Origin of the sequence: Aestuariibacter sp. A3R04 (genome assembly GCF_018860805.1) — a bacterium.
Classification (GTDB): domain Bacteria; phylum Pseudomonadota; class Gammaproteobacteria; order Enterobacterales; family Alteromonadaceae; genus Alteromonas.
The window spans coordinates 287,101-310,392 of record NZ_JAHKQR010000002.1; the positions used below are offsets into that span (position 1 = coordinate 287,101).

General features: G+C 47.3%; 20 protein-coding genes. 9 read left to right on the plus strand and 11 right to left on the minus strand.

Features of this window, described 5'->3' with window-relative positions; genetic code table 11:
* Window positions 1-84: 84 nt before the first annotated feature.
* Window positions 85-423 (plus strand): DUF3392 family protein, encoded by a 339-nt coding sequence (locus tag KO518_RS04520; RefSeq protein ID WP_371742240.1) that lies wholly within the window; start codon window positions 85-87, stop codon window positions 421-423.
* Between the two features lie 120 nt (window positions 424-543).
* On the opposite strand, the gene KO518_RS04525 is transcribed toward KO518_RS04520, so the two are convergent.
* From KO518_RS04525 to efp, 4 genes are all read right to left on the minus strand, one after another.
* Complete coding sequence (locus KO518_RS04525) at window positions 544-1,056, minus strand: GNAT family N-acetyltransferase (protein WP_216024644.1); 513 nt, start codon at window positions 1,054-1,056, stop codon at window positions 544-546.
* A gap of 262 nt (window positions 1,057-1,318) precedes the next feature.
* Window positions 1,319-3,805, minus strand: a complete 2,487-nt coding sequence (locus tag KO518_RS04530) for a TonB-dependent receptor (RefSeq protein ID WP_216024645.1) — start codon at window positions 3,803-3,805, stop codon at window positions 1,319-1,321.
* Between the two features lie 172 nt (window positions 3,806-3,977).
* The gene (gene epmA, locus KO518_RS04535; protein WP_216024731.1) at window positions 3,978-4,958 is read right to left on the minus strand and encodes an elongation factor P--(R)-beta-lysine ligase; all 981 of its coding nucleotides are present in this window, start codon (window positions 4,956-4,958) and stop codon (window positions 3,978-3,980) included.
* 109 nt (window positions 4,959-5,067) lie between these two features.
* Complete coding sequence (gene efp, locus KO518_RS04540) at window positions 5,068-5,637, minus strand: elongation factor P (RefSeq protein ID WP_216024646.1); 570 nt, start codon at window positions 5,635-5,637, stop codon at window positions 5,068-5,070.
* A 37-nt stretch (window positions 5,638-5,674) separates the two neighbouring features.
* On the opposite strand from efp, the gene epmB reads away from it, so the two are divergent.
* A complete protein-coding gene (epmB, locus tag KO518_RS04545) occupies window positions 5,675-6,700 on the plus strand; it encodes an EF-P beta-lysylation protein EpmB (RefSeq protein ID WP_216024647.1) in 1,026 nt (341 codons plus the stop codon).
* 1 nt (window position 6,701) lies between these two features.
* On the opposite strand, the gene KO518_RS04550 is transcribed toward epmB, so the two are convergent.
* Window positions 6,702-6,893, minus strand: coding sequence for a hypothetical protein (locus tag KO518_RS04550; RefSeq protein ID WP_216024648.1), 192 nt, complete (start codon window positions 6,891-6,893; stop codon window positions 6,702-6,704).
* A 110-nt stretch (window positions 6,894-7,003) separates the two neighbouring features.
* Here KO518_RS04550 and KO518_RS04555 point away from each other — a divergent pair, with 110 nt between their 5' ends.
* On the plus strand, window positions 7,004-7,315 hold the full coding sequence (locus tag KO518_RS04555; protein WP_216024649.1) for a hypothetical protein: 312 nt from the start codon (window positions 7,004-7,006) through the stop codon (window positions 7,313-7,315).
* On the opposite strand, the gene KO518_RS04560 is transcribed toward KO518_RS04555, so the two are convergent.
* A complete protein-coding gene (locus KO518_RS04560; RefSeq protein WP_216024650.1) occupies window positions 7,312-8,526 on the minus strand; it encodes a hypothetical protein in 1,215 nt (404 codons plus the stop codon). The genes KO518_RS04555 and KO518_RS04560 overlap by 4 nt on opposite strands.
* A gap of 198 nt (window positions 8,527-8,724) precedes the next feature.
* On the minus strand, window positions 8,725-9,396 hold the full coding sequence (locus KO518_RS04565; RefSeq protein ID WP_216024651.1) for an HAD family phosphatase: 672 nt from the start codon (window positions 9,394-9,396) through the stop codon (window positions 8,725-8,727).
* A 271-nt stretch (window positions 9,397-9,667) separates the two neighbouring features.
* Between KO518_RS04565 and KO518_RS04570 the strand changes: the two genes are divergently transcribed.
* From KO518_RS04570 to KO518_RS04585, 4 genes are all read left to right on the plus strand, one after another.
* Window positions 9,668-10,357: a PEP-CTERM sorting domain-containing protein gene (locus tag KO518_RS04570; RefSeq protein WP_216024652.1), complete on the plus strand. Its 690-nt coding sequence runs from the start codon at window positions 9,668-9,670 to the stop codon at window positions 10,355-10,357.
* Between the two features lie 268 nt (window positions 10,358-10,625).
* The gene (locus KO518_RS04575) at window positions 10,626-11,300 is read left to right on the plus strand and encodes a nitroreductase family protein (protein WP_216024653.1); all 675 of its coding nucleotides are present in this window, start codon (window positions 10,626-10,628) and stop codon (window positions 11,298-11,300) included.
* Window positions 11,301-11,346: 46 nt separating this feature from the next.
* The gene (locus tag KO518_RS04580) at window positions 11,347-11,799 is read left to right on the plus strand and encodes a GNAT family N-acetyltransferase (protein WP_216024654.1); all 453 of its coding nucleotides are present in this window, start codon (window positions 11,347-11,349) and stop codon (window positions 11,797-11,799) included.
* 289 nt (window positions 11,800-12,088) lie between these two features.
* Window positions 12,089-12,784 (plus strand): PEP-CTERM sorting domain-containing protein, encoded by a 696-nt coding sequence (locus KO518_RS04585; protein ID WP_216024655.1) that lies wholly within the window; start codon window positions 12,089-12,091, stop codon window positions 12,782-12,784.
* 88 nt (window positions 12,785-12,872) lie between these two features.
* Here KO518_RS04585 and parE read toward each other — a convergent pair whose 3' ends face one another.
* The 3 genes from parE to KO518_RS04600 all read right to left on the minus strand — a co-directional run bounded on the left by parE (window position 12,873) and on the right by KO518_RS04600 (window position 18,074).
* On the minus strand, window positions 12,873-14,768 hold the full coding sequence (gene parE, locus KO518_RS04590; RefSeq protein WP_216024656.1) for a DNA topoisomerase IV subunit B: 1,896 nt from the start codon (window positions 14,766-14,768) through the stop codon (window positions 12,873-12,875).
* Between the two features lie 173 nt (window positions 14,769-14,941).
* Window positions 14,942-16,825 carry a CRTAC1 family protein gene (locus KO518_RS04595; RefSeq protein ID WP_216024657.1) on the minus strand — a complete coding sequence of 628 codons (1,884 nt, stop codon included), beginning with the start codon at window positions 16,823-16,825 and terminating at the stop codon, window positions 14,942-14,944.
* A 223-nt stretch (window positions 16,826-17,048) separates the two neighbouring features.
* Window positions 17,049-18,074 carry a YeiH family protein gene (locus KO518_RS04600; protein WP_252735895.1) on the minus strand — a complete coding sequence of 342 codons (1,026 nt, stop codon included), beginning with the start codon at window positions 18,072-18,074 and terminating at the stop codon, window positions 17,049-17,051.
* Between the two features lie 95 nt (window positions 18,075-18,169).
* Here KO518_RS04600 and KO518_RS04605 point away from each other — a divergent pair, with 95 nt between their 5' ends.
* Window positions 18,170-19,042: a LysR family transcriptional regulator gene (locus KO518_RS04605; RefSeq protein WP_216024659.1), complete on the plus strand. Its 873-nt coding sequence runs from the start codon at window positions 18,170-18,172 to the stop codon at window positions 19,040-19,042.
* 121 nt (window positions 19,043-19,163) lie between these two features.
* Window positions 19,164-21,326, plus strand: coding sequence for a multiheme c-type cytochrome (locus KO518_RS04610; protein WP_216024660.1), 2,163 nt, complete (start codon window positions 19,164-19,166; stop codon window positions 21,324-21,326).
* Window positions 21,327-21,444: 118 nt separating this feature from the next.
* Here KO518_RS04610 and KO518_RS04615 read toward each other — a convergent pair whose 3' ends face one another.
* The gene (locus KO518_RS04615) at window positions 21,445-23,238 is read right to left on the minus strand and encodes an Ig-like domain-containing protein (protein WP_216024661.1); all 1,794 of its coding nucleotides are present in this window, start codon (window positions 23,236-23,238) and stop codon (window positions 21,445-21,447) included.
* Between the last annotated feature and the right edge of the window lie 54 nt (window positions 23,239-23,292).

Genomic DNA, 23,292 nt, shown 5'->3' on the forward strand with positions numbered 1-23,292 from the left:
TTTTATTTTGATACGCTTTTAAATCAATTACACAGCCTCACATTGCGTGACCATGTTATGTTATGATATTGGCATCGATTTTTGATGTCATTGCAGTATATGACCCAATTTTTCTCTCAAATTAATCAGTTCCTCAGCCCCTATTATGATCAAATGAGTTTGATGCTGGTGGCAACGCTATTAGTCATTTATGGTGATCTCATCAATAAATACATCAAGCAGTTGATCAAAAGTTACCACTTTTTACTTCGCAGCCTGCTATTTGTTTTGTTGTGCGCCTTCGGCTATGGGGCACTGACCTTATGGGCCGCGCCATTGTTGAAACACTTAATTTTTTACCTGCCTTACCATTACCGAGGGGTTGCGTTTATCGGTGCGTTTTTGCTGATGGGGCTATTGGCAGAACGACGCCGTTATATATAAAGAGCATGCGTTTGAAGAGGAGTAATTACCGGCCATTTTCTATAGTGTGAAGACTCCTTGGCTTAAAACTTACACAATATCACGCTGTCAGAACATTTGATTTCACGGTGAACCTGTCCTTTAGATGTCAGGCTCACATCGCCGTAAAAACAATATTTGTCGCAAGCCTTCAGAGCTAAACATAATTCCCTGCTTTGTAAAACCCAGCCTTAAAAGCAGTGCTTTGGAATTGGTATTCTCCACATGGGTCATGGCACTGAGATGGCTAACTCGTAACGTGTCCTCTGCACAGGCAATAACCCTTTGTGCCGCTTCTTTGCCAATTCCCTGCCCCCTTGCCTGGGGTAACAGCGCGAATCCCAAATCTGGCACAGAGAGAAAATCCCGCTTAATCAGGCCACACAAACCGAAAGGCCGCCCCGTAAACTTGCATTGTATGACGAGCAACCCATACGTGTTTTGTTCAAAGTGTTGCAAGATATTGTCCACATACCGCCTCGCATCTCTTAGCGTATGTACGCCGCGATTACCGATAAAACGCAACCACAACGGGTCGTGATTTAAGGCAAATATCCAGTTGCAGTCCTGATGGTTCGGTTGCCGTAAAATAAGTCGTGCTGTCTCTAATCTCACAATATTTCCTGCATCAGAGTGTTGATGATGTTATGTATTATTGTATTTACTTTGGCAGCCGTAGGATATTTAGGCGCTGCCAAACATGTATCAATATCACTCTTATAAATAGGAAATCCCTCTTTGGCCAACAGTTTTAATTCGTCCAAAAAAAACTCCCGCTATGGAAAACCATGACGGGAGCCAGTATAGCGATTTGCTGTCTCAGCTTCATCCCTTGCGGGATTAACACACACACCAGCGAGAACAACAGGCCAGGGACTTAAAACACGGCGCGCACTCCCATCGAGAAGTTGCGGCCTGGTAAGGGTGCCAAATCTTTCAGGAACGAGGTGTGAACACGCGCCTCTTCGTCAGTAATGTTGTCTGCGCTGGCGAAAAATACCCAGTCGATCCCCCCAGCGGCGATGTCATACTCAACACTGGCGTTTAATAGTGTGTAGCCATCTGTAGCCGTTTCAAAAGGCGCTGTTTTGTCTTGATCGTCGTACCATTCAACGCCAATTTCACCCGATAAAGACTGGCTTTGATATCGCAGGGTTGACCCTAAACGAAGCGGAGGAATACGCGGAAGATCTTCGTTATCCAATTTGGCGCGAATGTAATCGCCATACACTTCAAGACGCCATGATTCGTTCAGATTGACAAAGGTTTCCGCTTCAATACCATAGAGATCTGCATCAGACTGCTGGAAGTAATAAACCGGGGTTCCTTCTTCCTCATGCTCGTCATGGCCTTCTTCCTCTTCGTGCTCATCCTCTTCATGCTCGTGCTCTTCGCTTATGGCAATTAACCCTGTATCACTTTCGTAAATGTAATTGTCTGCCTGGGTATAAAACACTGATACGGTATACCCCCAGTCACCACTGAACTTGCGGAAAGTTAAATCAAGGTTCGTAGTCACTTCCTCTTCTACGCTTCGCAGCGTATCAAGTAATTCTCCGTCGTCATCTAACTGATACACCAAGCCAACCTCGTAGGTCCGCGTTGCGATGTGTTGACCACCCGAAAACAACTCTTGCTGACTAGGTGCGCGTTCGTTGCGTGAAAGGGTCAGCGCCACAGCGTGACCTGGCTGATATTCCCAGTTAGCGCCAGCAGACAGTGAAACACTGGTGAAGTCATACTCTGGGAAATCGAAGGCAATGAGTTCTTCGTGTTCATGATCTTCTTCCTCGTGATCATGATCTTCGTGCTCGTGCTCGTCATCGTGATGCCCTTCATCATGCTCGTCTTCGTGCTCATCTTCATGTTCAGCGTGTAACTCGATTTCTGCGTCGGCGGCGTCATAAGTGGTACGCTCAACACGGCCACCTATTTCAAAGGTCACATCGCCCACTTTCTTCTGTTCTACCAAAAACAGCGCTAATGCACTAGTATTAGTGGGAGGTGAAAACGCCTCTTCACCGTTGGCTTCATAATCGCTGTCGTCAAACTGCAAACCGACAACACCATGCCAGCCCTGAACCCCAGTGTGAGTTACAGCTAATTTCAAATTCGTGCTTTCGTTTGTAAACTCGGTACCCACTTCCCCGTCTTCAATTTCAACGTGGGAATAATCGGTATACGCCGCTGAGAAACGCACATTGTCGATACCTTTTGACGGAGAGTGCCATTCACCGGCCATCTGATAGCGCGTCATGTCCACGTCTATCATGGTGCCTTCTTCAGCATGCTCTTCGTCGTGCTCGTCTTCGTCGTGTTCATCTTCATCATGCTCGTCTTCATGATGGTGGTGATGACCTGGCACGCCATACTGGTTGTCGAGTTGTTCAACGGAAAAACCTATGAAGCCTTCGTCTTGAATATAGCTCAAGCCGGCAGTGAAATTGGTGGTTTCCATATCACTGCTGCCGAGTACGCCAGGGGTGTCGTCTTCATCAGGCTCTACAGATCCATAACCGGGAATATCTACGTCATCAGTATTGCGTTTGAAACCGTCGAAATGGAAAGCAAAATCCCCCGCTCCCGCGGTAACATCAACCTTGCCAAATTTGCCGTTGTCCACCGTGGAATAACGAAGCTCCGCTTCTCCTTCGGTTCCATAGGGCATTTCTTGCGGGATCCGTTTATCGACCACATTAACCACACCGCCAATGGCACCTGAACCGTATTGCAGGGTGGCCGGACCACGTAAAACTTCTACCTGGGTTGCACTGGACGTACTGGTCGCTACATTGTGATCAGGCCCAATACGAGACACATCGGACACATCTAATCCGTTTTGCACAATTTTCACCCGGGGACCACTAGCGCCGCGAATAACAGGACTGCTGGATACCGGCCCGTAGTAGGTAGAATGCACGCCAGGCGTACTTTTAAGGGTTTCACCTAAAGTAGGCTGCTGTTTGCGCCTTAACTCGTCTGCGCTAATCACTGAAACGGGAGTGACACTTTCCAGCACAGAGTTTTGCATCGCCGTGGCAGTTACCACGATATTTTCGATAGACGCTGGCGCTAAGGTAAAGTTAACCACCCGGTCTTGCTTTACGATACCCAAATCCTCGTCACCGTGAAGGTGTTTTGGAGAAGAAACGTGAATATGTACATCATCACTAGCAATGTCTTTTAATGTATAACGCCCTTGGTCGTCGGTAATATAAACCCGTCGCGAGCCTTCCAACGTGACCTCGGCACCGACAACAGGGTTGCCCGATTGATCTAAAACCTTTCCGGTAATCGTGGTGGCAGCGGCACTACCTGAAAAAACCGCCATTAAGGCCAGTGCGAGTGTTGTTCGATTATGCATTGAAATAAGATCCGTTATTATGTCGGGGTTCGATATGTTATAACATTCTTGAATAAATAAATGGCGAGGTCAATGATGTTCTATCGCATAAATCTGCAACTCAACATATGATACAATATAACATAACCGGAATGCAACAATGGCCGCCACACGTATTGTTACTTCGTTGTATTTAGGCGCGGGAAATAGGAAAAGTCATTACCTCTTCGATATGTTTCGCGTTGAGTTTTATCATCAGTAACCTGTCTATTCCCATCGCTACACCGGCGCAATCGGGCAAACCACCGTCAAGGGCACTAAGAAAGTATTCATCGACGGGTAATTCCGGCAACCCAAGTTGTTGCCGCTGCAGGTTGTCTCGGACAAATCGTTGTCGCTGCTCATGGCCGTCTGCTAACTCAAAAAAGCCATTGGCCAACTCGATACCTTTGAAATACACCTCAAAACGATCGGCTGTTCTCCCGTCAGATTCATTCACTCTGGCCAGTGCCGCTTGACTAACCGGAAATCCGAACACAAAACAAGGCACGTCAGCACCAATAACGGGCTCAATTGACAAACTAAACAGCAATTGCAGCAGGGTGTCGATATCATTCGGCAGGCCTGAAGGCATATCGATATTTTGTGCAATTGCGACAGCCTGAAGTTCGGCTACACTAGCGGTAAGTGGGTCAATGTCAAGCTGCTGCTGGAACACTGCCTGATAGCTAATTTTCTGTGCCGGTTCAGTACCCAGCGTAAGTTGTAGTAACGCGTCCATTTCCATCATTAATTCACGATGGGTAAAACCCAGGCGATACCATTCCAACATGGTAAATTCGGGGTTGTGATAACGACCAGCCGCCTCGTGTCGAAAAGCCTTACAAATTTGATAAATATCGCCGTATTCAGCGCAGAGCAGCCGCTTCATGGCATATTCAGGTGACGTTTGAAGATACAGAGTTTCCATTTTACCGGTATGACTTTCACTAAACTGGCTGGAGAATGCCGACAGGTGAACGTCAGTCACTGTGCCATGGCATAACAACGGCGTATCCACTTCCAGTGCGTCCCGTGTTTCAAAAAACTGACGAATTTGCTTTAACAGTGTCGCCCTGGCCTTCAGGTTTTTAAGGCTTGCCGTTGGTTGCCACGCGTGAGGATAAGAAGTCATATGAAGTGAAATAAGGTGTGGTTTTTTCTGTTGCTGAGCATAGCGATGTGTCATTAACACATCGCCACACTCAAATCGTGCATGACTAAAAAGCTATTCAGTATGGCGTTTATTTCTGTGCACGAGACACGTATTCGCCTGAACGGGTGTCTACGCGAATCACTTCGCCTGTCTGAACAAACAGGGGAACTCGAACTACCGCTCCTGTCGACAAGGTCGCCGGTTTGCCGCCTGTCCCCGCCGTATCCCCTTTAAGGCCAGGATCCGTTTCTGTGATTTCCAGTTCGACAAAATTAGGGGGCGTAACGGTAATCGGAGAGCCATTCCACAGCGTAATGGTACAGATGTCGTTTTCTTTCAGCCACTTTACATTTTCTCCTACTGCTTTTTCATCCGCAGCAATTTGTTCGAATGTATCATTATTCATAAAGTGATAGAATTCGCCATCGGTGTACAGGTAAGCCAGTTCCGTATCCATGACGTCTGCGCCTTCAACTGATTCACCTGAACGGAATGTTTTTTCCAGAACTTTACCGGAAATCAGCTTACGGATTTTAACTCGGTTAAACGCCTGTCCTTTCCCGGGTTTCACGTACTCGTTTTCCAGGATGTTGCAAGGTTCGCCATCAAGCATAATCTTGAGGCCGCCTTTAAATTCGTTAGTGCTGAAAGTAGCCATATTTTTCTCTGCCCATACAAAAAGGTGTAAATACGAAGTGGCGCAAATAATACCTAAAAATCGGCTGTCTGTAGAGACAAACTGGCAAAAAGAATTAGCCTTGGCGTACACCACGCCAGAAGCATTATTAGATTACCTGGAATTAGACCGCGAAAAACTCGCCCATCACAGTGCAGCGCGTCGGCTATTCCCCATGCGGGTTCCCCGTCATTTTGCGTCCCTAATGGAAAAGGGAAATTGGCACGACCCCCTGCTTCGCCAGGTCATTCCCTTGTCTGAAGAATTTAAGGTAACGCCTGGCTACAGTATCGACCCTCTGGAAGAGCACAACACCGCGGGACAAGGCTTACTGCACAAATATAAAAGCCGGGTATTGCTAATTATTCGTGGCGGGTGTGCGGTAAATTGTCGTTACTGCTTCCGCAGGCATTTTCCTTATCAGGACCACGCGGTGGGTAAACAGGAATGGCAAACAGCCATCGAATATATCGCAAAAGACGCCAACATTAATGAAGTAATTTTCTCTGGTGGCGACCCATTAATGGCTAAAGATACTCACCTTGCCTGGCTTGCTGAGCGCCTTGCAGCCATCCCGCATATAAAACGTCTTCGCATTCATACGCGCTTGCCTGTGGTTATGCCGTCACGAATAGACAGTGCTTTCGAGCAATGGTTTACTGGTTTGCCACTACAAAAAATTTTAGTCTTGCACGCCAATCACAGCAATGAAATTAGTGCGCCATTGAAAGCACGCATGCATTCACTGCGAAGCAGAGGAGTGACGCTGCTAAACCAAGCGGTGTTGCTCAAAGGGGTGAATGACAGTGCTGACGCACTATGTGATTTACAGGAGGCTGTTTTCGATGCGGGCGTACTGCCCTACTATTTGTATTTGCTCGACAAGGTACAAGGGGCGAGTCATTTTGAAGTCAGCGACGAAAAAGCACGAAAACTAATAGCACAAGTAATAAAGCGTCTACCGGGCTTTTTGGTACCAAAACTCACCAGGGAGATTGGCGGCCAACCCGGCAAAACGCCTGTCGACTTACATATTCATCCGTAGATCACGCGTAGGTATCAACGTTGGCGCCCAACGAGGGATTTCCAGATGACGGTTTTGGTACGTCAGCTGCTGATTCCAGTAGCTGAAGCGTTGCTTTTCCCTCTTCCTGTTGCTGGCTTTTCGCCATTTTCAGAGAGGCCAACTCAAGCGACGCACCGGACGCTCCCGAGGCACTTGTACCTTGTAGATCCATACCAGTTTCCTTTGTTACTTGTAGCAAAGTGAAAAAGTAGGCAGAATTGCCCACCTTCGAAGGTTATCGGCCTTACTCTGATTAACTTTAGCACAATATACAGGAACGTCATGCAGGCGATTAACGAACAACTTCGCGAAACTCTTCAGGTATTATACAGAAAAGCCATTGATGCTGATGCCACGCTAGATGCCCTTCAACAGGCACAGAAAGGCAAGTTTCAGTCTGTGTTTGCCGACGACAGCGGGTTTACCACCCAAGCCAAACGCTTTTCACCCTACGTCGAAGAAATCGCCCAGGACTGGCAGGAATTAAAAGATACAGACGACGAAACGTTCAAGGCCGGCCTGGCGCCTTTGATCAGGAAGATTGAGCTAGCTTTAAAAACATTGAACCAGTTTCAGTCAGTTGGCAAAAACTAAAGCCCGGTTGTCTGATACAAGGGTATGGCAGATAAACGCGTTTTAATTTCTTCGACTTCCTGTAGATACGCTTCACTATCGACTTTTTCAAAGCGTTCCACAAATTCCGCTTTTGACAACCCTTCTACAATACCTTCGATGGGGGGCATAATGTCCCCCTCCTGGTGTAACCTGGCCAACTTAATCTGAAAGTCAACGGCAGTGGCCGGTGTGGTACCTACATCTGCAAAAGCGACACCTGCCATGTCAGCAGTAAGATCGACAAAAGAATACCCGCTGCCCCCCATTGCCCTATCCATGAGTTCTTTAAACTCGCCAATTGCCAGGGTAACTCCCTGTTCACTAAGTACCTTAAGCGCAGCTGAAATAATAAAGTGACGGGCTAAATCGTTTCGCCCCCGCAAGGTAGGTAGTGATGCGGGTCTTAACGCTTTGTCTGCGTTAGGCTGCACATCGCCAACAAAATTAGCCACCCTGTGATGGCCAACAAAAATGGCCAACGCCAGAATGGCAGCGCGATTGTGTTCCACGGCGTTATTTGAGTTGCTGCGTTGTTTTACCCGCTTCATCAATAAACGGATGTAATCAGTGAGGGGCTGTGGTGTATCAGCCAAGGCAATGTCCTGCCAGGAAATATAGCGCAAATAATACGCAGTCAGATCGCGCAAGCCGTCATCCTGTTCCACGGAAAGGCCGTTTTTAACTTCATTGAGCTGCTTCAAAAAACCGTCCAGTGGCTGCAAAGAAATAGCCACCTGTTCATGTGTCATACTTACCTGCTCTACCTGCAGACGAGCCTGGGTCGCAATGTCGCTGTCGGTCCAGCGATTAACCAACCACTCAACTAAGCTGACAGCCATGTCACCAGGCAATCGAAGATCTCCGATTTTAACGTTGCCCAGCGAAAAGCGTTCTGCCGGTAATACGGTGGAATCGATGTTCAAATAGCCATCAAAAAAAACGACTGGCAATGCAACGCTAAATTGCACTCTGGTGCCTTCGGGCGCAATGGCCACCGCACCGCGAAAGTCAGGCTTTGCCCGTTGAAGAAAGCCGACGATAGAATCTATTTGCTGACGATTTACAACGATGTCGTGGGCCTGATGGCGATCGCGGATACTCGATTCGATTTGTGACAGCAAGGCGTGGACCGTATCAGCATCGGCCAACTGCTCTGCGCCCTTTGCGTCTACCGAGGGCGAAGTTTCCACTATTAAAACCACAGTGCTGATAAATAACGCTATTAACAAGACTACTGCAATAAGTATACTTCGACCAATCCGCAACGCTTTTGCCCCTTATTTTCTGAGCCGCTATTTTTGGTGAATCCAGGAGTAAATACAACTCCTGAACCTAAAAAACTGTTACAGGACTTTGCCATGAGTTACTGTAACGAGGAAACAGAACGATTAACACTCCCTCGCGTACCAGGCCTGTAAAGAATGATACTTGGATGTGGCATCGGAAAAGTCGTGATGAGCCGAGTGTACCGTAGGGATCACCGCACAAGGCACGCCGGCGCGAACAGCTGCGCGCATGCCGTGCTCGGTATCTTCAATAGCAACACACTCCGAGGGGCTTCTGTTAAGCTTCTTCATGGCCAATTGATAACAATCCGGGGCGGGTTTACTGTGTTTAACGTCCTCCACAGATACCGTAGCTGAAAACATGTGTTTTATACCTCGCGCAGTAAGGGTACGCTCAACAGATATACCGCTACCACCGGTAACAATAGCCAGTTGAAACCCTGCGTCATAGCATTTCTTCAGTGTTTCAACCGCATGGGGCATCAGCGGAAATGGCTGCTCTTTAAGGTATGCTCTTGTTAAAAAGTGCTTTTCTTCTGCCAGTTTCTCTGCTGGCACGGCAAGGGTAAATGTGTTCACCACATCAATTGCATTTTGCGCCACAGGTATTCCTGCCATGACATTAGAATAAAAATCGGCGGAGATATGGGCTCCATACTTAGCAACCAGGGTTTGCCAGATTTCAAAATGGGCATGTTCAGAATCGATCAGTGTACCGTCGTGATCAAACAAAATGGCTCTAGTGGCAGCGGTTACGGCGGATTTCGCTGGCATACATCTCTCCTTTCTTTCAAACTTAGCATAGTTTAGACCTATCTACAGCTACCATACCGCCATCTTTGATATCGCGGCGACACTTTATCGCGCAAACGCGAAATTCAACGCAAAGTAAGCGAGAAACTGTCAACAAAATTTACGCACAAGCAAAACAGATTAAAAAAAATACTATTTAACAATAGCTTACATATTGGCACCATTCATGCTTAAACCTATACATAGTCCTGGGCATTGAGTACGGGAACACAAACGTAGTACGGAGTTTCTCATGATAAATATCAAACAACTTGTAACAGCAGCCACGTTAAGCTTGTGCAGCTTGATCTCTCAAGCGAGCGTGATATCTCTCGATTTCGAGAATATTGCCCCATACCCCAATACGAACAATGTCCTTATTCAGGAATTTTACAATGGCGGCACGTCCAGTATCGGTACTAGTGGTACTGATTTCGGGATCAGTTTTTCTGCCAACTCATTGTTAGTTTGCCTTAACAGCACAACAGAATTCTGTTCCAATGCCTCAAGGGGCGGCATGGCACCAGATTCAGCTGAAGGTGCTTTATTTTTCCTCACTGGCTCTGCTTCGATTATGAACGTAGCGGCAGGCTTTGACACTGGCTTTTCGTTTAACTATGTTTCTGTATCTCAAGCCGGTTCTGTGTCGGTGTTCGATGACGTAGACGGAACAGGCAACCTCCTTGCAACAATCAGCCTTTCTCCCAATGCGGGAAGTTGTCCTGGTTACAGTGCTACTTTCTGCCCGTTTTCAGCGGTTGGCGTATCGTTTAGTGGTACCGCAAAGTCAGTTTCTTTTGCCGGTGTAGCAGATCAAATTGCATTCGATGACATTACATTCGGTTCAGCAACGCCAGGCCCTCAAGTTGGCGTTCCCGCACCGGCATCATTAGGCCTGTTGGCAGCCACCTTGCTGGGTTTACGCTTACGCCGTAAAGCCTAATCCACATCTCTTTTACCGAGATCCAAACGGAGCGCAATTGCGCTCCGTTTTGTATTTCTAACAATGCTATTGGCTTCTAGCCATTTCGAGTGATTTCAAAAACAATAACACTGTAGTTACCGCCTTACCACCTGCTACTTCAGTTGTTTACCCTATTCACAGGGAACGCGAATACGATTGTACTTGAGCGAGTCAAACTTACGAATGTAGACTACCAAACCAAAGCCTCTGCGTTTAACTAACAAGCCTCGACAACAAGAGAATAACCATGCAACCTCACGACCACTCCCCCCTTGACGATTTTATTGAGTTTCCAGAACAGGACATGCTATCCCGCAGTACCGACTTCTTATCAACTATGCGTCGACGCCATAGTGTTCGCCAGTTTAGCGACCGACCGGTAGACCGAGCGGTTATCGAAAACTGTATTTTGACGGCTGGTACGGCACCAAGCGGTGCGAATCATCAGCCCTGGCATTTTGCCGCCATTCATTCCAGTTCGGTAAAAAAGAAAATTCGGCAGCAGGCAGAAGCCCACGAACGGGGCTTTTACGAAGGGCGCGCCGGTCAACAATGGCTGGATGATCTGAAGCCTTTAGGCACTGACGCGAATAAACCTTACCTTGAACTGGCACCTTGGTTAATTGCCGTTTTCAGCCAAAAATCAGGGGAAGCGGAGGCAGGTGAGAAACGTCAGAATTATTATGTCCATGAATCTGTGGGTATTGCGGTTGGCATGCTTATTACAGCTTTACACAATGCGGGGTTAGCCACACTCACCCACACGCCTAAGCCAATGAACTTTCTAACTGAAGTTTGTCAGCGCCCTGATAATGAACGGGCATACATGCTAATTGTTGCAGGCTATCCGGCTGATAATGCGACAGTGCCAGCCCATGCAAGGCAGAAAAAAGGCTTGGACGAAATCGCCAGCTTTCTCTAAATGAACCGCGCACTGTATTCACGACATCAAAATAGAGGACGAAATTATGTTTAAGTGGCAATGCGCTAGCTTCGATGAACTCTCAACTCATCAGCTCTACGCCGTTTTGCAAGCAAGGGTGAACGTATTTGTAGTGGAACAAAACTGTCCCTATCCCGAGTTAGACGATAAGGACCTTCACCCAGAAACCCGTCACCTTATCGGTTACCGCAATGACGACATCGCTGCTTACGCCAGATTACTTCCGCCCGGAATAAGCTACCCCTCAGTGAGTATTGGCAGAGTACTTACCACGGAAAAACACCGGGGAAACAAACTGGGCTATCAACTTGTAGAAGAGGCAATCAACCAGTGCACTGCCCTTTGGCCAGACACTGCCATTGAAATTGGGGCCCAGGAACACCTTGCCCACTTTTATGAAAAATTTGGCTTCAAGCCCACGTCTACCATGTACCTGGATGACGGCATTCCGCACATTGATATGAAACGGCTGGTTTAACTTGTTCTGTTGCATTGAGCCCGCGAACGCAACGGAGACTTGTCACTACAATAACGAATTTGCTAAAAGCGTACACTCTAGCGACAAAATGTCCAAAAATTATACACATCGATATAACTAATCAAGTAAGTGATTGTTTTTAAAACACTGTCATGTAGGTATAGATATTGCTAAATACTTCATCGTAAACTGTGATTTCTGAATTCTTATCAAGGTCGCTATTGTAGGCAAAAAGGCCTTTTTAAAGTGTGCAGTGAAGCCAACTCGTTAACTCAATGGAATATTTATTATGACTAAACACTCGAAAAGCCGACTGGCTAGAGTACTTGCAGGAGCAGCATTAACGGCCGCGGCGGCTACAGTAGATGCATCTGTGATTGTATTAGATTTTGAAGGCGTCGGAAACAACGCGAATATAAATGATTTTTACAATGGTGGGACGGATAGCCTGGGCAACTCTGGCGTCGATTATGGCATTCAGTTTGGTTCAAACTCATTAGGCCTTGTTGATCAAGATGCCGGAGGCGGTGGTAATTTTGCCAATGAACCTTCCAGTGATACGGTTATGTTCTTCCTCACAGGAACTGCAGTGCTAAATTATACACCTGGGTTCGACACGGGCTTCTCATTTTTCTATTCATCGTCTACAACTGCATCAGTTTTTGTGTATGACGGTTTAAATGCGACGGGCAACCTACTAGCGACGCTAAATTTATCGGCACAACATACTGACAACTGTTCAGGTGATCCTACAGGTACCTTCTGTAACTGGACGGCTGTGGGCGCTAGCTTCGCCGGTACTGCATACTCAATAGATTTCGGTGGCACAGTTGACCAGACGGGCTATGATGATATCACTTTTGGTTCTGCAGACGCCGGCGGTGTGAAAGTAGCCGAGCCTTCAGGTTTAGCATTATTGTTGATGAGTTTAGGGCCTTTGGCGTTTAGCCGGGCGCGACGCAAGGCGCAGCGTCGGGTCGCGTAAACAGTATTCGGGCTAGTGTCTGCTGAACTAGCCCATAAATTATCGTGCTGTACATGGTGGTTCGTGGGGCTGAACAGTAAAATTTTACCTACAGCACCACTTCCGCCATATTTCCTTTACTTTCAAGCCAGGTTTTGCGATCACCGGCGCGCTTCTTGGCCAGTAGCATATCCATGGTTTCCATCATAGAGATATCGTCGTCGATGGTCAGTTGAACCAAACGACGGGTGTTGGGATCCATCGTGGTTTCCCGCAACTGTATAGGGTTCATTTCACCTAACCCTTTAAAACGTTGTACGTTTACTTTGCCGCGTTTTTTCTCTGCTTCAATACGATCCAAAATGCCCTGCCTCTCACTTTCATCCAGCGCATAATACACTTCTTTACCCACGTCGATACGAAACAGTGGCGGCATAGCTACATAAACGTGCCCAGCATTCACCAGTGCACGGAAATGCCTTACGAATAAGGCACATAACAGGGTGGCAATGTGTAAACCGTCAGAATCAGCATCAGCCAGAATGCAAATTTTACCGTAACGCAACCCTGATAAGTCTGATGAGTCCGGGTCTATACCCAGTGCCACAGAGATATCGTGAATTTCTTGCGAAGCCAGCACCTGAGAGGAATCCACTTCCCAGCTGTTCAAAATCTTACCACGCAAAGGCATGATAGCCTGAAATTCTCTGTCGCGAGCTTGTTTAGCAGAGCCACCGGCAGAATCACCTTCCACCAAAAACAGTTCGGAATGGTTAATATCCTGAGAAGAACAATCGGTAAGTTTGCCGGGTAATGCGGGACCTTGTGTGACTTTCTTCCGCGCCACCTTTTTGTTTTGTCGCAACCGGCGCTGAGCATTGCTAATACACATTTCTGCCATTGCTTCGGCAATATCTGTATGTTGGTTTAACCACAAGCTAAACGCATCCTTGACGACGCCCGATACAAAGGCGGAGGCCTGACGACTCGAAAGCCGCTCCTTTGTTTGCCCGGCAAATTGTGGGTCCTGCATTTTCGTCGACAAAATATAGGCACAACGGTCCCAAATATCATCGGGTGTAAGTTTCACACCTCTTGGCAAAAGATTTCGAAATTCACAAAACTCGCGCATAGACTCCAACAACCCTTGTCGCAACCCGTTGACATGGGTGCCGCCTTGGGCGGTTGGAATTAGGTTCACATAACTCTCGGTTACCAACTCCCCACCTTCGGGTAGCCACATCACCGCCCAGTCAGCGGCTTCTGTATTACCGGAGAAAGTACCTACGAAAGGCGTATCTGAAGGTAGTGTTTCAAACTCTTTTACCGCCTGATATAAATAATCTCTCAAACCGTCTTCGAAATACCACTCGGTGGTTTCACCACTGACTTTGTTGTCGAAGCGAATGCGCAGTCCGGGACAAAGTACCGCTTTCGCCCGCAGGTTATGGGCTAAACGTGAAACAGAGAACTTCGCAGAATCAAAATACTGAGGATCTGGCCAAAAGCGCACCCGTGTACCAGTATTTCGTCTTCCACAGGTATCAATTACCCGTAACTCTTCCACTTTATCGCCATTGGCAAAGTCGATTTGATACACATTGCTGTTCCGGCGTATAACAACTTCTACCCGCGTCGAAAGCGCATTAACCACGGAAATACCCACACCGTGTAAACCACCGGAAAAAGCGTAGTTTTTGTTGGAGAATTTACCCCCGGCATGCAACTTGGTCATGATCAATTCCACACCGGATATTTTTTCTTCCGGGTGAATATCCACAGGCATTCCACGGCCATCATCAATGACTTCTAACGACTGATCTTCATGTAAAATCACTTTGATGGTACTGGCGTGCCCGGCTAAGGCCTCATCTACGCTGTTATCAATTACTTCCTGCCCCAGATGATTCGGGCGCATGGTGTCAGTGTACATGCCGGGCCGGCGTTTAACCGGCTCCAACCCATTTAGGACTTCAATCGCTTCTGAATTATACTGATTCGACATAATGCTGCTTATTTTGAGACGCTAATTATTATAGACACGGGCGTGTCATTCTCTAACGATGGTAGCAGGCCTGAGTGACCTCGGCAATTGAAACGATTTTGTTATTCCCGCCATCGCTATGCATGATAGCCAACAGTCAAATGGCGGGTCGCAAATACTTGAGAAGTCGACGCTTAATCGGCTTCCGCCCGAACCAGGCTGTTTAAATCATCCACCGTCAACTCGAGCGTTTCGCCATTAGTCCATGTAACTGTTACCAGGACGGGTTTATCGCAATCACCAATACCGAAATGCAGAACAGGGTTTGCACTTTGCGAATAGGCAGCCGAGGTTTGCCCGACCCGTTTAACCTGCGTGTAGTGACAAGCCGTGACTGACACACTGGCACCTAATGCTGGAACGCGATGTTCAGGCGAAGTCGGCACCGCGATTTGAACATAATCTCCACCGGCATGCGTATTCTTAAACAAATGCCATTGTCCCCGTTCGTTGCCCACCAGAAAATCCACCTTACCATCGAGGTTGTAGTCAATGGGTTCAATACCTAAACCAAGCGCCCCGAGTTCAGGTGTAATAATACCGTGAAAGGATTGTTCAACGAACTGTTTGCCTTTTTGGTTAACATACACAAGCGCTTGATTTGGATGAATTAAATCACCCTGCTTTATTACCACCATGTCGCTGAACCCGTCATTATTAATATCGGCAATCGCCGACGACACCGTATTGTGTAAATAACTAAGGCCCAGCTTCTCTGTCACATCGACATATTTGCCGCCGCGATTTTCCAGTAAAATGTCTTTTGCCGCTTCCGGCAAAGGGGATGACGGAAAACTTTCAACACCGTGAATAACCCCGGTAGAAACAGAAAAAGTATTTATCGCGAACTGCCATTGTTGATTCCCAATGTAACCAATATAGGCCCCTTTTTTATCAAGTGTATCGGGAAAGCCCAAAGCATCACTATTCACCAGCCGAACATCCCGTCCGATATGAGTTTCTCCCGGGAACGCATAGGGGTAGGAAGATTCGCCAATGAGTAAATCTTTAGATGGCCACTGACTTTGAAAATTGACTAATTCGATTACCGGTCCGGCTTTAAAAGGGGGAAATACGTAGGCTCCACGTTTCCAGTAGTACCCCAGCGTCTGTTCTTTCTGATCATAAAACGTTTGCCCGGCTTTAAGCTCTTTGGCACGGGTGACGAATAAGTCGTAATCACCATCGTTGTCGTAATCAATTTCATTGATGCTGGTAACATCTGTCAATGCAAAGGGGAATACCGAATGACTCACGGCGTCGTATTGAAAAGCTGCGGTAGCCTGAAATGCTTTCGTCTCGCCATTGCCGTATAACAGCAGATCTGGCAACCCGTCCTGATTTATGTCCGTGATGAGGGTTTTCTGGCCATCACCGAACACGGGTGGCAAACGGCTATGCTCGGTAAACTGCCCATTTTGAGTATTTTCGAATATGTAGTTTTCACTTTGTCCCTGCATTTCCTTTGACGGAAAAGCAAAGTTGATCAAATCAAGCCATCCATTGCCATCGAGGTCAACAAGTTTCACAGTACGGCCCCGCATAAAAGGCAAAGGCGTATCAAATTCAGCCACATTTAATATGTCCCGCGTCGGTGTAACACGAAATAACTTTGTATTACGCGCATTGCTGCCTGAGCCACCACCTCGGGATATGACAATTTCCACATTGCCGTCTTTATCAAAATCGGCAGCTGTAATCCCGTGCATATCTCCCATAATGAGATCATAGGGCTTTTGAAACCGCCCTTTGTTGTTCCACAGGATTTTGACACTGAAGCCGTGATCATTAAGCAATAAATCGGGAAATCCATCCTGATCTAAATCAGCCACTGTCGCCACGTCCCACTTGCGCAGATCCTCGTTAGGCAGTGGCAAATCCCGGTCCACCGCTTCGAACATTGCGGACTGTGCTCCCTCGCTGACAGTTGTTTCGGCCGCTGTACATCCCATACTGATGGCCGTCAGCAGAACACTGGTAAAAAAGGTTATATTTTTAAGAAATTTTGTTCTTTCCATTGCGCTTTATTCACCTCAATTGACAAAAACATTACCCGAGCGGGTCATGACACCACAAAAAATATAATATGTTATGATACATCATATGTTTATTTTTGTTAATAAATTCATGTCAACCGTGTTACTTATATGTGAATAGCCCAAAGTACATGTCTGACAATTTCGTTAACGCATGCTGCAGGCAGGGAAAAAAGCCAAGCTCAGACTGAAGGGTGTAAGGATGTTATATCCACACACATAGAACAAACCCGCAACTCAGCAGAAAAACAAACAAAGAGCCAGCCAAAACCAATGGTTTTACACCTACTTTCAATACCGGTGCCAGGTGCGTATGCAGCCCGAGTGCCGCCATTGCCATGGTAAGGAAAATATTATCAGCGAATAGTAAAGTACTGACCACTTCAACGGGCAGCACCTGCATAGAATTAATCCCACACATCGCTATAAAAAATACGGCAAACCAAGGAATGTGTTTTCCCTTGTCTGGTGTGTATTGCTTATTGTCGTTGTCGCGGTTAACAAACAACGAGAGCATCACTAAAAACGGTGCCAGCATCATCACTCTTATCATTTTTTCTACCACTGCAATATCTGCGACATTAGCGTTTACCGCAGAGCCTGCTGCGACTACCTGAGCGACCTCGTGAATCGTGGCACCTGTGTATATGCCAAATGCATCTTCACTGAGTCCCATATGTGTATACAGAAGCGGATACACACACATACTCAACGTGCCAAACAGCACCACAGTTGTCACCGCCAGTGATACTTTGTGGGCCTGCCCTTTAATCACAGATTCGGTAGCCAAAATTGCCGCCGCCCCGCAAAATGCACTGCCAGCTCCAATTAGCACCGTAGTTTGCAGATCGAGTTTGAGTAGCTTTTTGCCCACAAACAACGCTAAGGACATGACACTCAACACAATAAACAGATCGATAAGCACGCCTTGCCAACCCAGTTGTCCAATTTGGGCGAATGTAATACGCAAGCCAAACAGAATGACCCCCAGTTTTAACAAGTGACGCTTGGCGATGTTTACACCCCCGGAAAAGAAGTGTTCAGTGCGGTTCCAGACGGTATTCCCCAACAAAGCCCCGGCAATAATGGCAATAGTCAAACTACTCAGTCCTATTTGTTCACACAACGGTGAACTGGCACACCACATGGAAAAACAGGTCAGCAATGCCACTAAAATAAGACCAGCAGGTACTGAGTGAAAAAAACGCGCAGAAACGGGAATAGTAACCATAGTCGAAGACGCCAGTGTAATAACTTGACAAAAGAGTACGAATCCATGAATCATAACTCAAATATTATTAAATCATGATTAGATAACTATTACTTATGAATTTAAATATCAGCGCACTTCGCATTTTTTATTCTGTTGCTATGGAGGGCAGTTTCACCCGTGCAGCAACTACACTGTGTATCAGTCAACCGGGAGTTTCCAAAGGCATCAAGGAATTAGAACAGCAAATTGGTCTATGCTTAATCGAACGCTCAGCCAGAAGCCGAACGCTGCGCCTAACCGCCGCCGGTGAATCTCTATTTGCTCACGCCAGAAGTATTTTTGCTATTGAAAAATCGGCGATCACTGAAATGCAGGCGCTCGTTGATATTACCGCGGGTTCTTTGACAATAGGGGCCAGTACTACCGTAGCGGGATATTGGTTAGCTCCTTACATAGCCGAATTTAAAAAACAACATGCCGGCATCAGCATAGACGTAATCGTCGGAAATACCGCTCACATAGAGCAAAAGTTACTGGACGCAGCCATCGATATTGCGTTGGTGGAAGGGCAACCCAACCAACCCAGTATCAAGGCTTCGCCGTGGAAGAAAGACGCCATGAGTTTGTGGACAGCGCCAGGACAAACGTTTGACCCCAATCAATGTACCTGGCTGTTACGAGAAGCAGGCTCGGGCACCAGAGACGTGGCTACATCACTGATTGTGAAAAACAACTGGAAAATAAAGGAAGAGATTTGCATTGGTAGCAATGAAGCTATTGCTCGGGCTGTGGCGTCGGGACTGGGCGTGGCTTTTTTACCCGATGTCGTGTGTCAGGAACTTTATGAACTAAAACGTTTGATCAGGATAGACATGCGAACTGCTCTTCATCGCAACTTATATGAACTCACATTAGAAAAAAGGCCACTCGCGCCAGGCGCAAGGGCCTTTTCAAACTTACTCAATAGTCGTGCAGAAATCTTATAACCTATTTGCTAGTGAGGTTGATTTTGCCCTGATACGCGAAGGCTATAATTACATCCGATCAGAGCTAAGGTATTATGAAGAAGTCTGATGTGATAAATTGTTATCGGGCTGGAATAAAGGAATGAAATTGTTGTTACGCTTATCTATCTTTTTGTTTTTAATTTACTTTGCGACTGATTTTGCCTTTGCTGCCGAATCGGATAAATGCGTAAACTGTCATCGTCAGGAAGTGGCTGATTGGGCTGTGTCTGACCACGGAAAAGCCATGTTACTCCCTTCTGACGATACCGTAGTGGGAGACTTTAACCAAGCGCATGCCTCTCACTTTTCCCAGCAAGCCACATTTTTTAAGAAAGGTAATAAGTTTCTCATATCATTTACCGAAGGTAATAAAACGACGGAATACGAGGTCAGTTACACCTTCGGTCACTACCCGTTGCAGCAATACCTCATTGCCACAAAAGACGGCAAATATCAGGTATTCCCCTTTTCATGGGACAGTCGCCCTGCCAAAGAAGGAGGGCAACGCTGGTTTCCCAACTATCCCGAAGAAGATATTGCCAGTAATGATCGACTCCACTGGTTGCAACCCATGCAAAATTGGAACGGCATGTGTGCAGACTGTCACTCATCAGGCCTCAAACGACAATTCGATATCGACAAAGAAACATTCAACACAACCTATGACGACATTAACGTCTCATGTGCATCCTGCCACGGCGATATGACCGCGCACGCAGACAACCCTTCCGCTGAAAACCACAGCGGGCAGATTGCATTGTCGTTAAAAGAACAAAAAGCGTTGGGTCAATGGTTGCTTAGTCCCAAAGATAAAATAGCCCATTGGGAAGGTGAACCCAGAAACAATAAGTTTATGGATACCTGTTACGGCTGTCACTCTCTGCGCTCACCATTAACAGACGGCATTGACCCTTCAAAGCCGTATCTGGATCAATTTACGCCGTCTTTGCTTACGCCACCGCTATACCACGCCAATGGCCACATAAAAGAAGAGGTGTATGTGTATGGCTCTTTCCAGCAAAGCAAAATGTTCGAAGCGGGCGTAAATTGTGTAGATTGTCACAACCCACATACTATGAAAATAAAAGTGGAAGGTAATGGCCTTTGCTTGCAGTGTCATTCTGCTGAAGCCTACCAACAGGAGACACACACACACCATCCACTCGACAGCACTGGTAGCGAGTGCGTGAGTTGTCACATGCCGCAAACCACATACATGAGTGTAGATGCCCGCCGAGATCACAGCTTTAGCATACCTAATCCCGCAGTATCAGCCTCAACGGGCGCACCTAATGCCTGTCTAAATTGCCATGAAGAACAATCTAATGACTGGTCGCAAACCCATATTACTACGTGGTTTAAAGACAGCACTAGCTTTACCACATCAGAGTCACAATACGTCGCCATTATGCACGGACGTGTGACAGACAAAAACGCAATGCTGAAACTAGCCAGTGATACATCGCTGCCCATTATCAAGCGCGCGACACTGCTTGCCATGCTGCCACGTACCGTGAGCGCATTGAACAATCGTGAGTTAGCAAACTTCCTCGTTCATGATGCACCACTCATTCGCCTAGCCGCTGCGCAGGCCGCAGTGCTATTGCCAGACTCGGAAAGACCAAAATCACTCACGCCGTTATTGTCTGATCCATATCGTGCGGTACGCGTTGCTGCGGTCAATCAACTTGTCGGTAGTGGCCTGAAAACGGCTGACTATCACCGGGCATTAAGCGAACTGTTTGCAGCAAACGATGCGAACAGCTGGCGTGGCGAAGGTAATCTGAACCAGAGCCTGGCGGCGTTTGCTAATGGTGATGTAACCACCGCCGAACAGCGCCTGCAAACGGGTATTTCCGTCGATCCATACTTCGAAGCAAATTATGTAAACCTGGCGGAGCTTTATCGCGCACGGGGAGAAACAGAAAAAGAAGAGGCGCTACTGAAACGAGCACTTGATGCTATTCCCAACAGTGATATTTTACATTACAGCATGGGCATGTATTTGGTGCGCAACCAGGAGAAAGTCAGCGCCGTACAGCATTTCAAACAAGCAAGTCGCCTGGCGCCAGCCAACCCCAGAAACTGGTACATATACGCACTTGGTTTGGACAGCATAGGAAAAACCAAAGAAGCCATTGCAATACTTAAGCGGGTAGTGACAAAACAAGCCGATCCCTCACTGATTCAGTTAGGTTCGAGTCTGGCGCAAAAACAGGGCGACACGACGTCGCTACACTATTTTATGCGCTTCAGGCGGTAGATGCGAAACGCTTGACTTACGTTAAATACCTGCCTCCGCTTGCCCGTTTACTGTGAAAAGTCAGGTACAAAAAAAGGGCTCATCCTATGAGCCCTTTGAGACAAATTTTTCCAGTAATTTACTCGCCAACAGGCACCACACTGTAATCGTCAATAAGCAGGCTTTCTCCTGCGGGTAAGCCATAGATTTCCCACAGTGTAAAAACATCGGTAACCTGGTTCCACGTATCAGGAACCGACCACGCCCGTTCACCGGTTTCATCGTTAACAAATTCAATATACTGCCAGTCCGTAGAGGCGTCGAGTTCAGCTGAAAATGTCGTTCCGCCCCCAGGAGTAATCCGCCCGCTGTAGCCAGCAGCACCGTCGGGGATCCCTTCGTAGACCCATGGCACTATGGTATGCGTTAGTGTAACGGGCTCCGCTGGCACTGAATTGAGTTTTACCCACACCGCGTACTGATAGGTTTTGCCAACCGACGCTAACCCCTGTCCATAGGTTGCACTGTACCAGTTGCGTTGCTTATTCCATACCTCTTGGGCAACCCGGGAATACGGAACGCCTTCTTCCGTCAATACAGTACCCGCTGTTACTTCAACGGCGCTACCTGAACCAGATACACTGGTACCAGTAGCGACTGCAGTGGCATTGCCTTTGTAGGGAGCCCCCGCACCATCAAGGTTAAAATCGGTATTAAAACCTGCCGCATGAGCCGATTCACCTGGCGAGCACATTGCATTCGCTACGGTAGTAAGGTCAATACGCTTGCCCGCCACATCGGTCAATGGGGTAGCGCCGGTATCGCCGCTCGCCAACGATACCTGTACCGTGGTCAATGCCCCCACCTCGGATGGCATCTGAAACACACCAGTGGCACCAAATCCATCCGCTTCACTGCGAATAAACGGCATATCGACATCGTTGGAAGACGTCCAGTCATAGGTATAACTACCATTTAACGTATGATTTACCACCACTGGTTCAACACGAACCCCTGCGGCAACACAAGCCGGAACCGCTTTAGTTCCCAATGATGCACCCAAATTGTCTTTGTCATCGTTACTCACAACCAAACTAAATGCAGCTGTAACCGTGATCATAGCGGTAGCTTTCGCTTCGGGATTATCAACACTGGCCGCAGTAAACGTCGTTTGCCCGGTGGAGAGCGCAGAAATCACACCGTCTTCGTTGATTGTCGCTATAGACGGATCTGCCACCGTGTAAACCAATGAATTATCACAGGCAAAAGCGGGCATCGTTGAAGCAACAACCTGAGCTTGTCCACCAGCTGGTATTTCAATGTCAGACGCCACAACTTCAGCTACCGGATCGTCCTTGGCATTCACAGTTATAGAAATGGTACGTCCTGGTGCGTCTACGCCTGGTGCATAGTCGTAACCATGGTCAATCGCATAGCTAACAAGAAAGGTTGCAGATTGAGGAAAGTCTCTGTTCCCATCCCCGATAACATTTCCATCAGCGTCCTCTGCGCCAATATTGTCTGTGCTATCACACTGCCGCAAGCTATTGGAAAACGCATCTGTATCGACCAGTAGGGCTCGTCCGTCGTCTGATAGCCGAAAAGGCGAAATGGTTTGGTTCGCAACGGTATTTGAGGGGGCTTGTGGGGTAACGAAATTATTCTGCGCGACAATCTCCATTTGACCGATGTTAATCACGCCGTCGTAGCTTACTGCTGCCTCTCCCCCAATAGTAACGCCAGAGAGCAAATCGACGCGCTGTACACCGCTTTCCTCATCAAAGGTTGCCGCTACAGGATCATTAGCGATAATGAGTTTGTCGGAAGAATTAAAGTTGGGATCATACCCATCGTCACTGCCTCCACCACACGCGGTTAATAACACACACACTGAAGCCAAAGACAATGTATTTACCAGTAAGTTGTATTTCATCTTACTTCTCCAAATTTTTTGTGGCGACAGCATTTACCGGGCTGTCGCCTGAAA

Bases quoted from the DNA above. Each gene is read 5' to 3' on its own strand.
- KO518_RS04520 (WP_371742240.1), top strand. From the start codon at position 85: ATGTCATTGCAGTATATGACCCAATTTTTCTCTCAAATTAATCAGTTC.
- KO518_RS04530 (WP_216024645.1), bottom strand. From the start codon at position 3,805: ATGCATAATCGAACAACACTCGCACTGGCCTTAATGGCGGTTTTTTCA.
- epmA (WP_216024731.1), bottom strand. From the start codon at position 4,958: ATGACTTCTTATCCTCACGCGTGGCAACCAACGGCAAGCCTTAAAAAC.
- efp (WP_216024646.1), bottom strand. From the start codon at position 5,637: ATGGCTACTTTCAGCACTAACGAATTTAAAGGCGGCCTCAAGATTATG.
- KO518_RS04550 (WP_216024648.1), bottom strand. From the start codon at position 6,893: ATGGATCTACAAGGTACAAGTGCCTCGGGAGCGTCCGGTGCGTCGCTT.
- KO518_RS04555 (WP_216024649.1), top strand. From the start codon at position 7,004: ATGCAGGCGATTAACGAACAACTTCGCGAAACTCTTCAGGTATTATAC.
- KO518_RS04565 (WP_216024651.1), bottom strand. From the start codon at position 9,396: ATGCCAGCGAAATCCGCCGTAACCGCTGCCACTAGAGCCATTTTGTTT.
- KO518_RS04570 (WP_216024652.1), top strand. From the start codon at position 9,668: ATGATAAATATCAAACAACTTGTAACAGCAGCCACGTTAAGCTTGTGC.
- KO518_RS04575 (WP_216024653.1), top strand. From the start codon at position 10,626: ATGCAACCTCACGACCACTCCCCCCTTGACGATTTTATTGAGTTTCCA.
- KO518_RS04580 (WP_216024654.1), top strand. From the start codon at position 11,347: ATGTTTAAGTGGCAATGCGCTAGCTTCGATGAACTCTCAACTCATCAG.
- KO518_RS04585 (WP_216024655.1), top strand. From the start codon at position 12,089: ATGACTAAACACTCGAAAAGCCGACTGGCTAGAGTACTTGCAGGAGCA.
- parE (WP_216024656.1), bottom strand. From the start codon at position 14,768: ATGTCGAATCAGTATAATTCAGAAGCGATTGAAGTCCTAAATGGGTTG.
- KO518_RS04595 (WP_216024657.1), bottom strand. From the start codon at position 16,825: ATGGAAAGAACAAAATTTCTTAAAAATATAACCTTTTTTACCAGTGTT.
- KO518_RS04600 (WP_252735895.1), bottom strand. From the start codon at position 18,074: ATGGTTACTATTCCCGTTTCTGCGCGTTTTTTTCACTCAGTACCTGCT.
- KO518_RS04605 (WP_216024659.1), top strand. From the start codon at position 18,170: ATGAATTTAAATATCAGCGCACTTCGCATTTTTTATTCTGTTGCTATG.
- KO518_RS04610 (WP_216024660.1), top strand. From the start codon at position 19,164: ATGAAATTGTTGTTACGCTTATCTATCTTTTTGTTTTTAATTTACTTT.
- KO518_RS04615 (WP_216024661.1), bottom strand. From the start codon at position 23,238: ATGAAATACAACTTACTGGTAAATACATTGTCTTTGGCTTCAGTGTGT.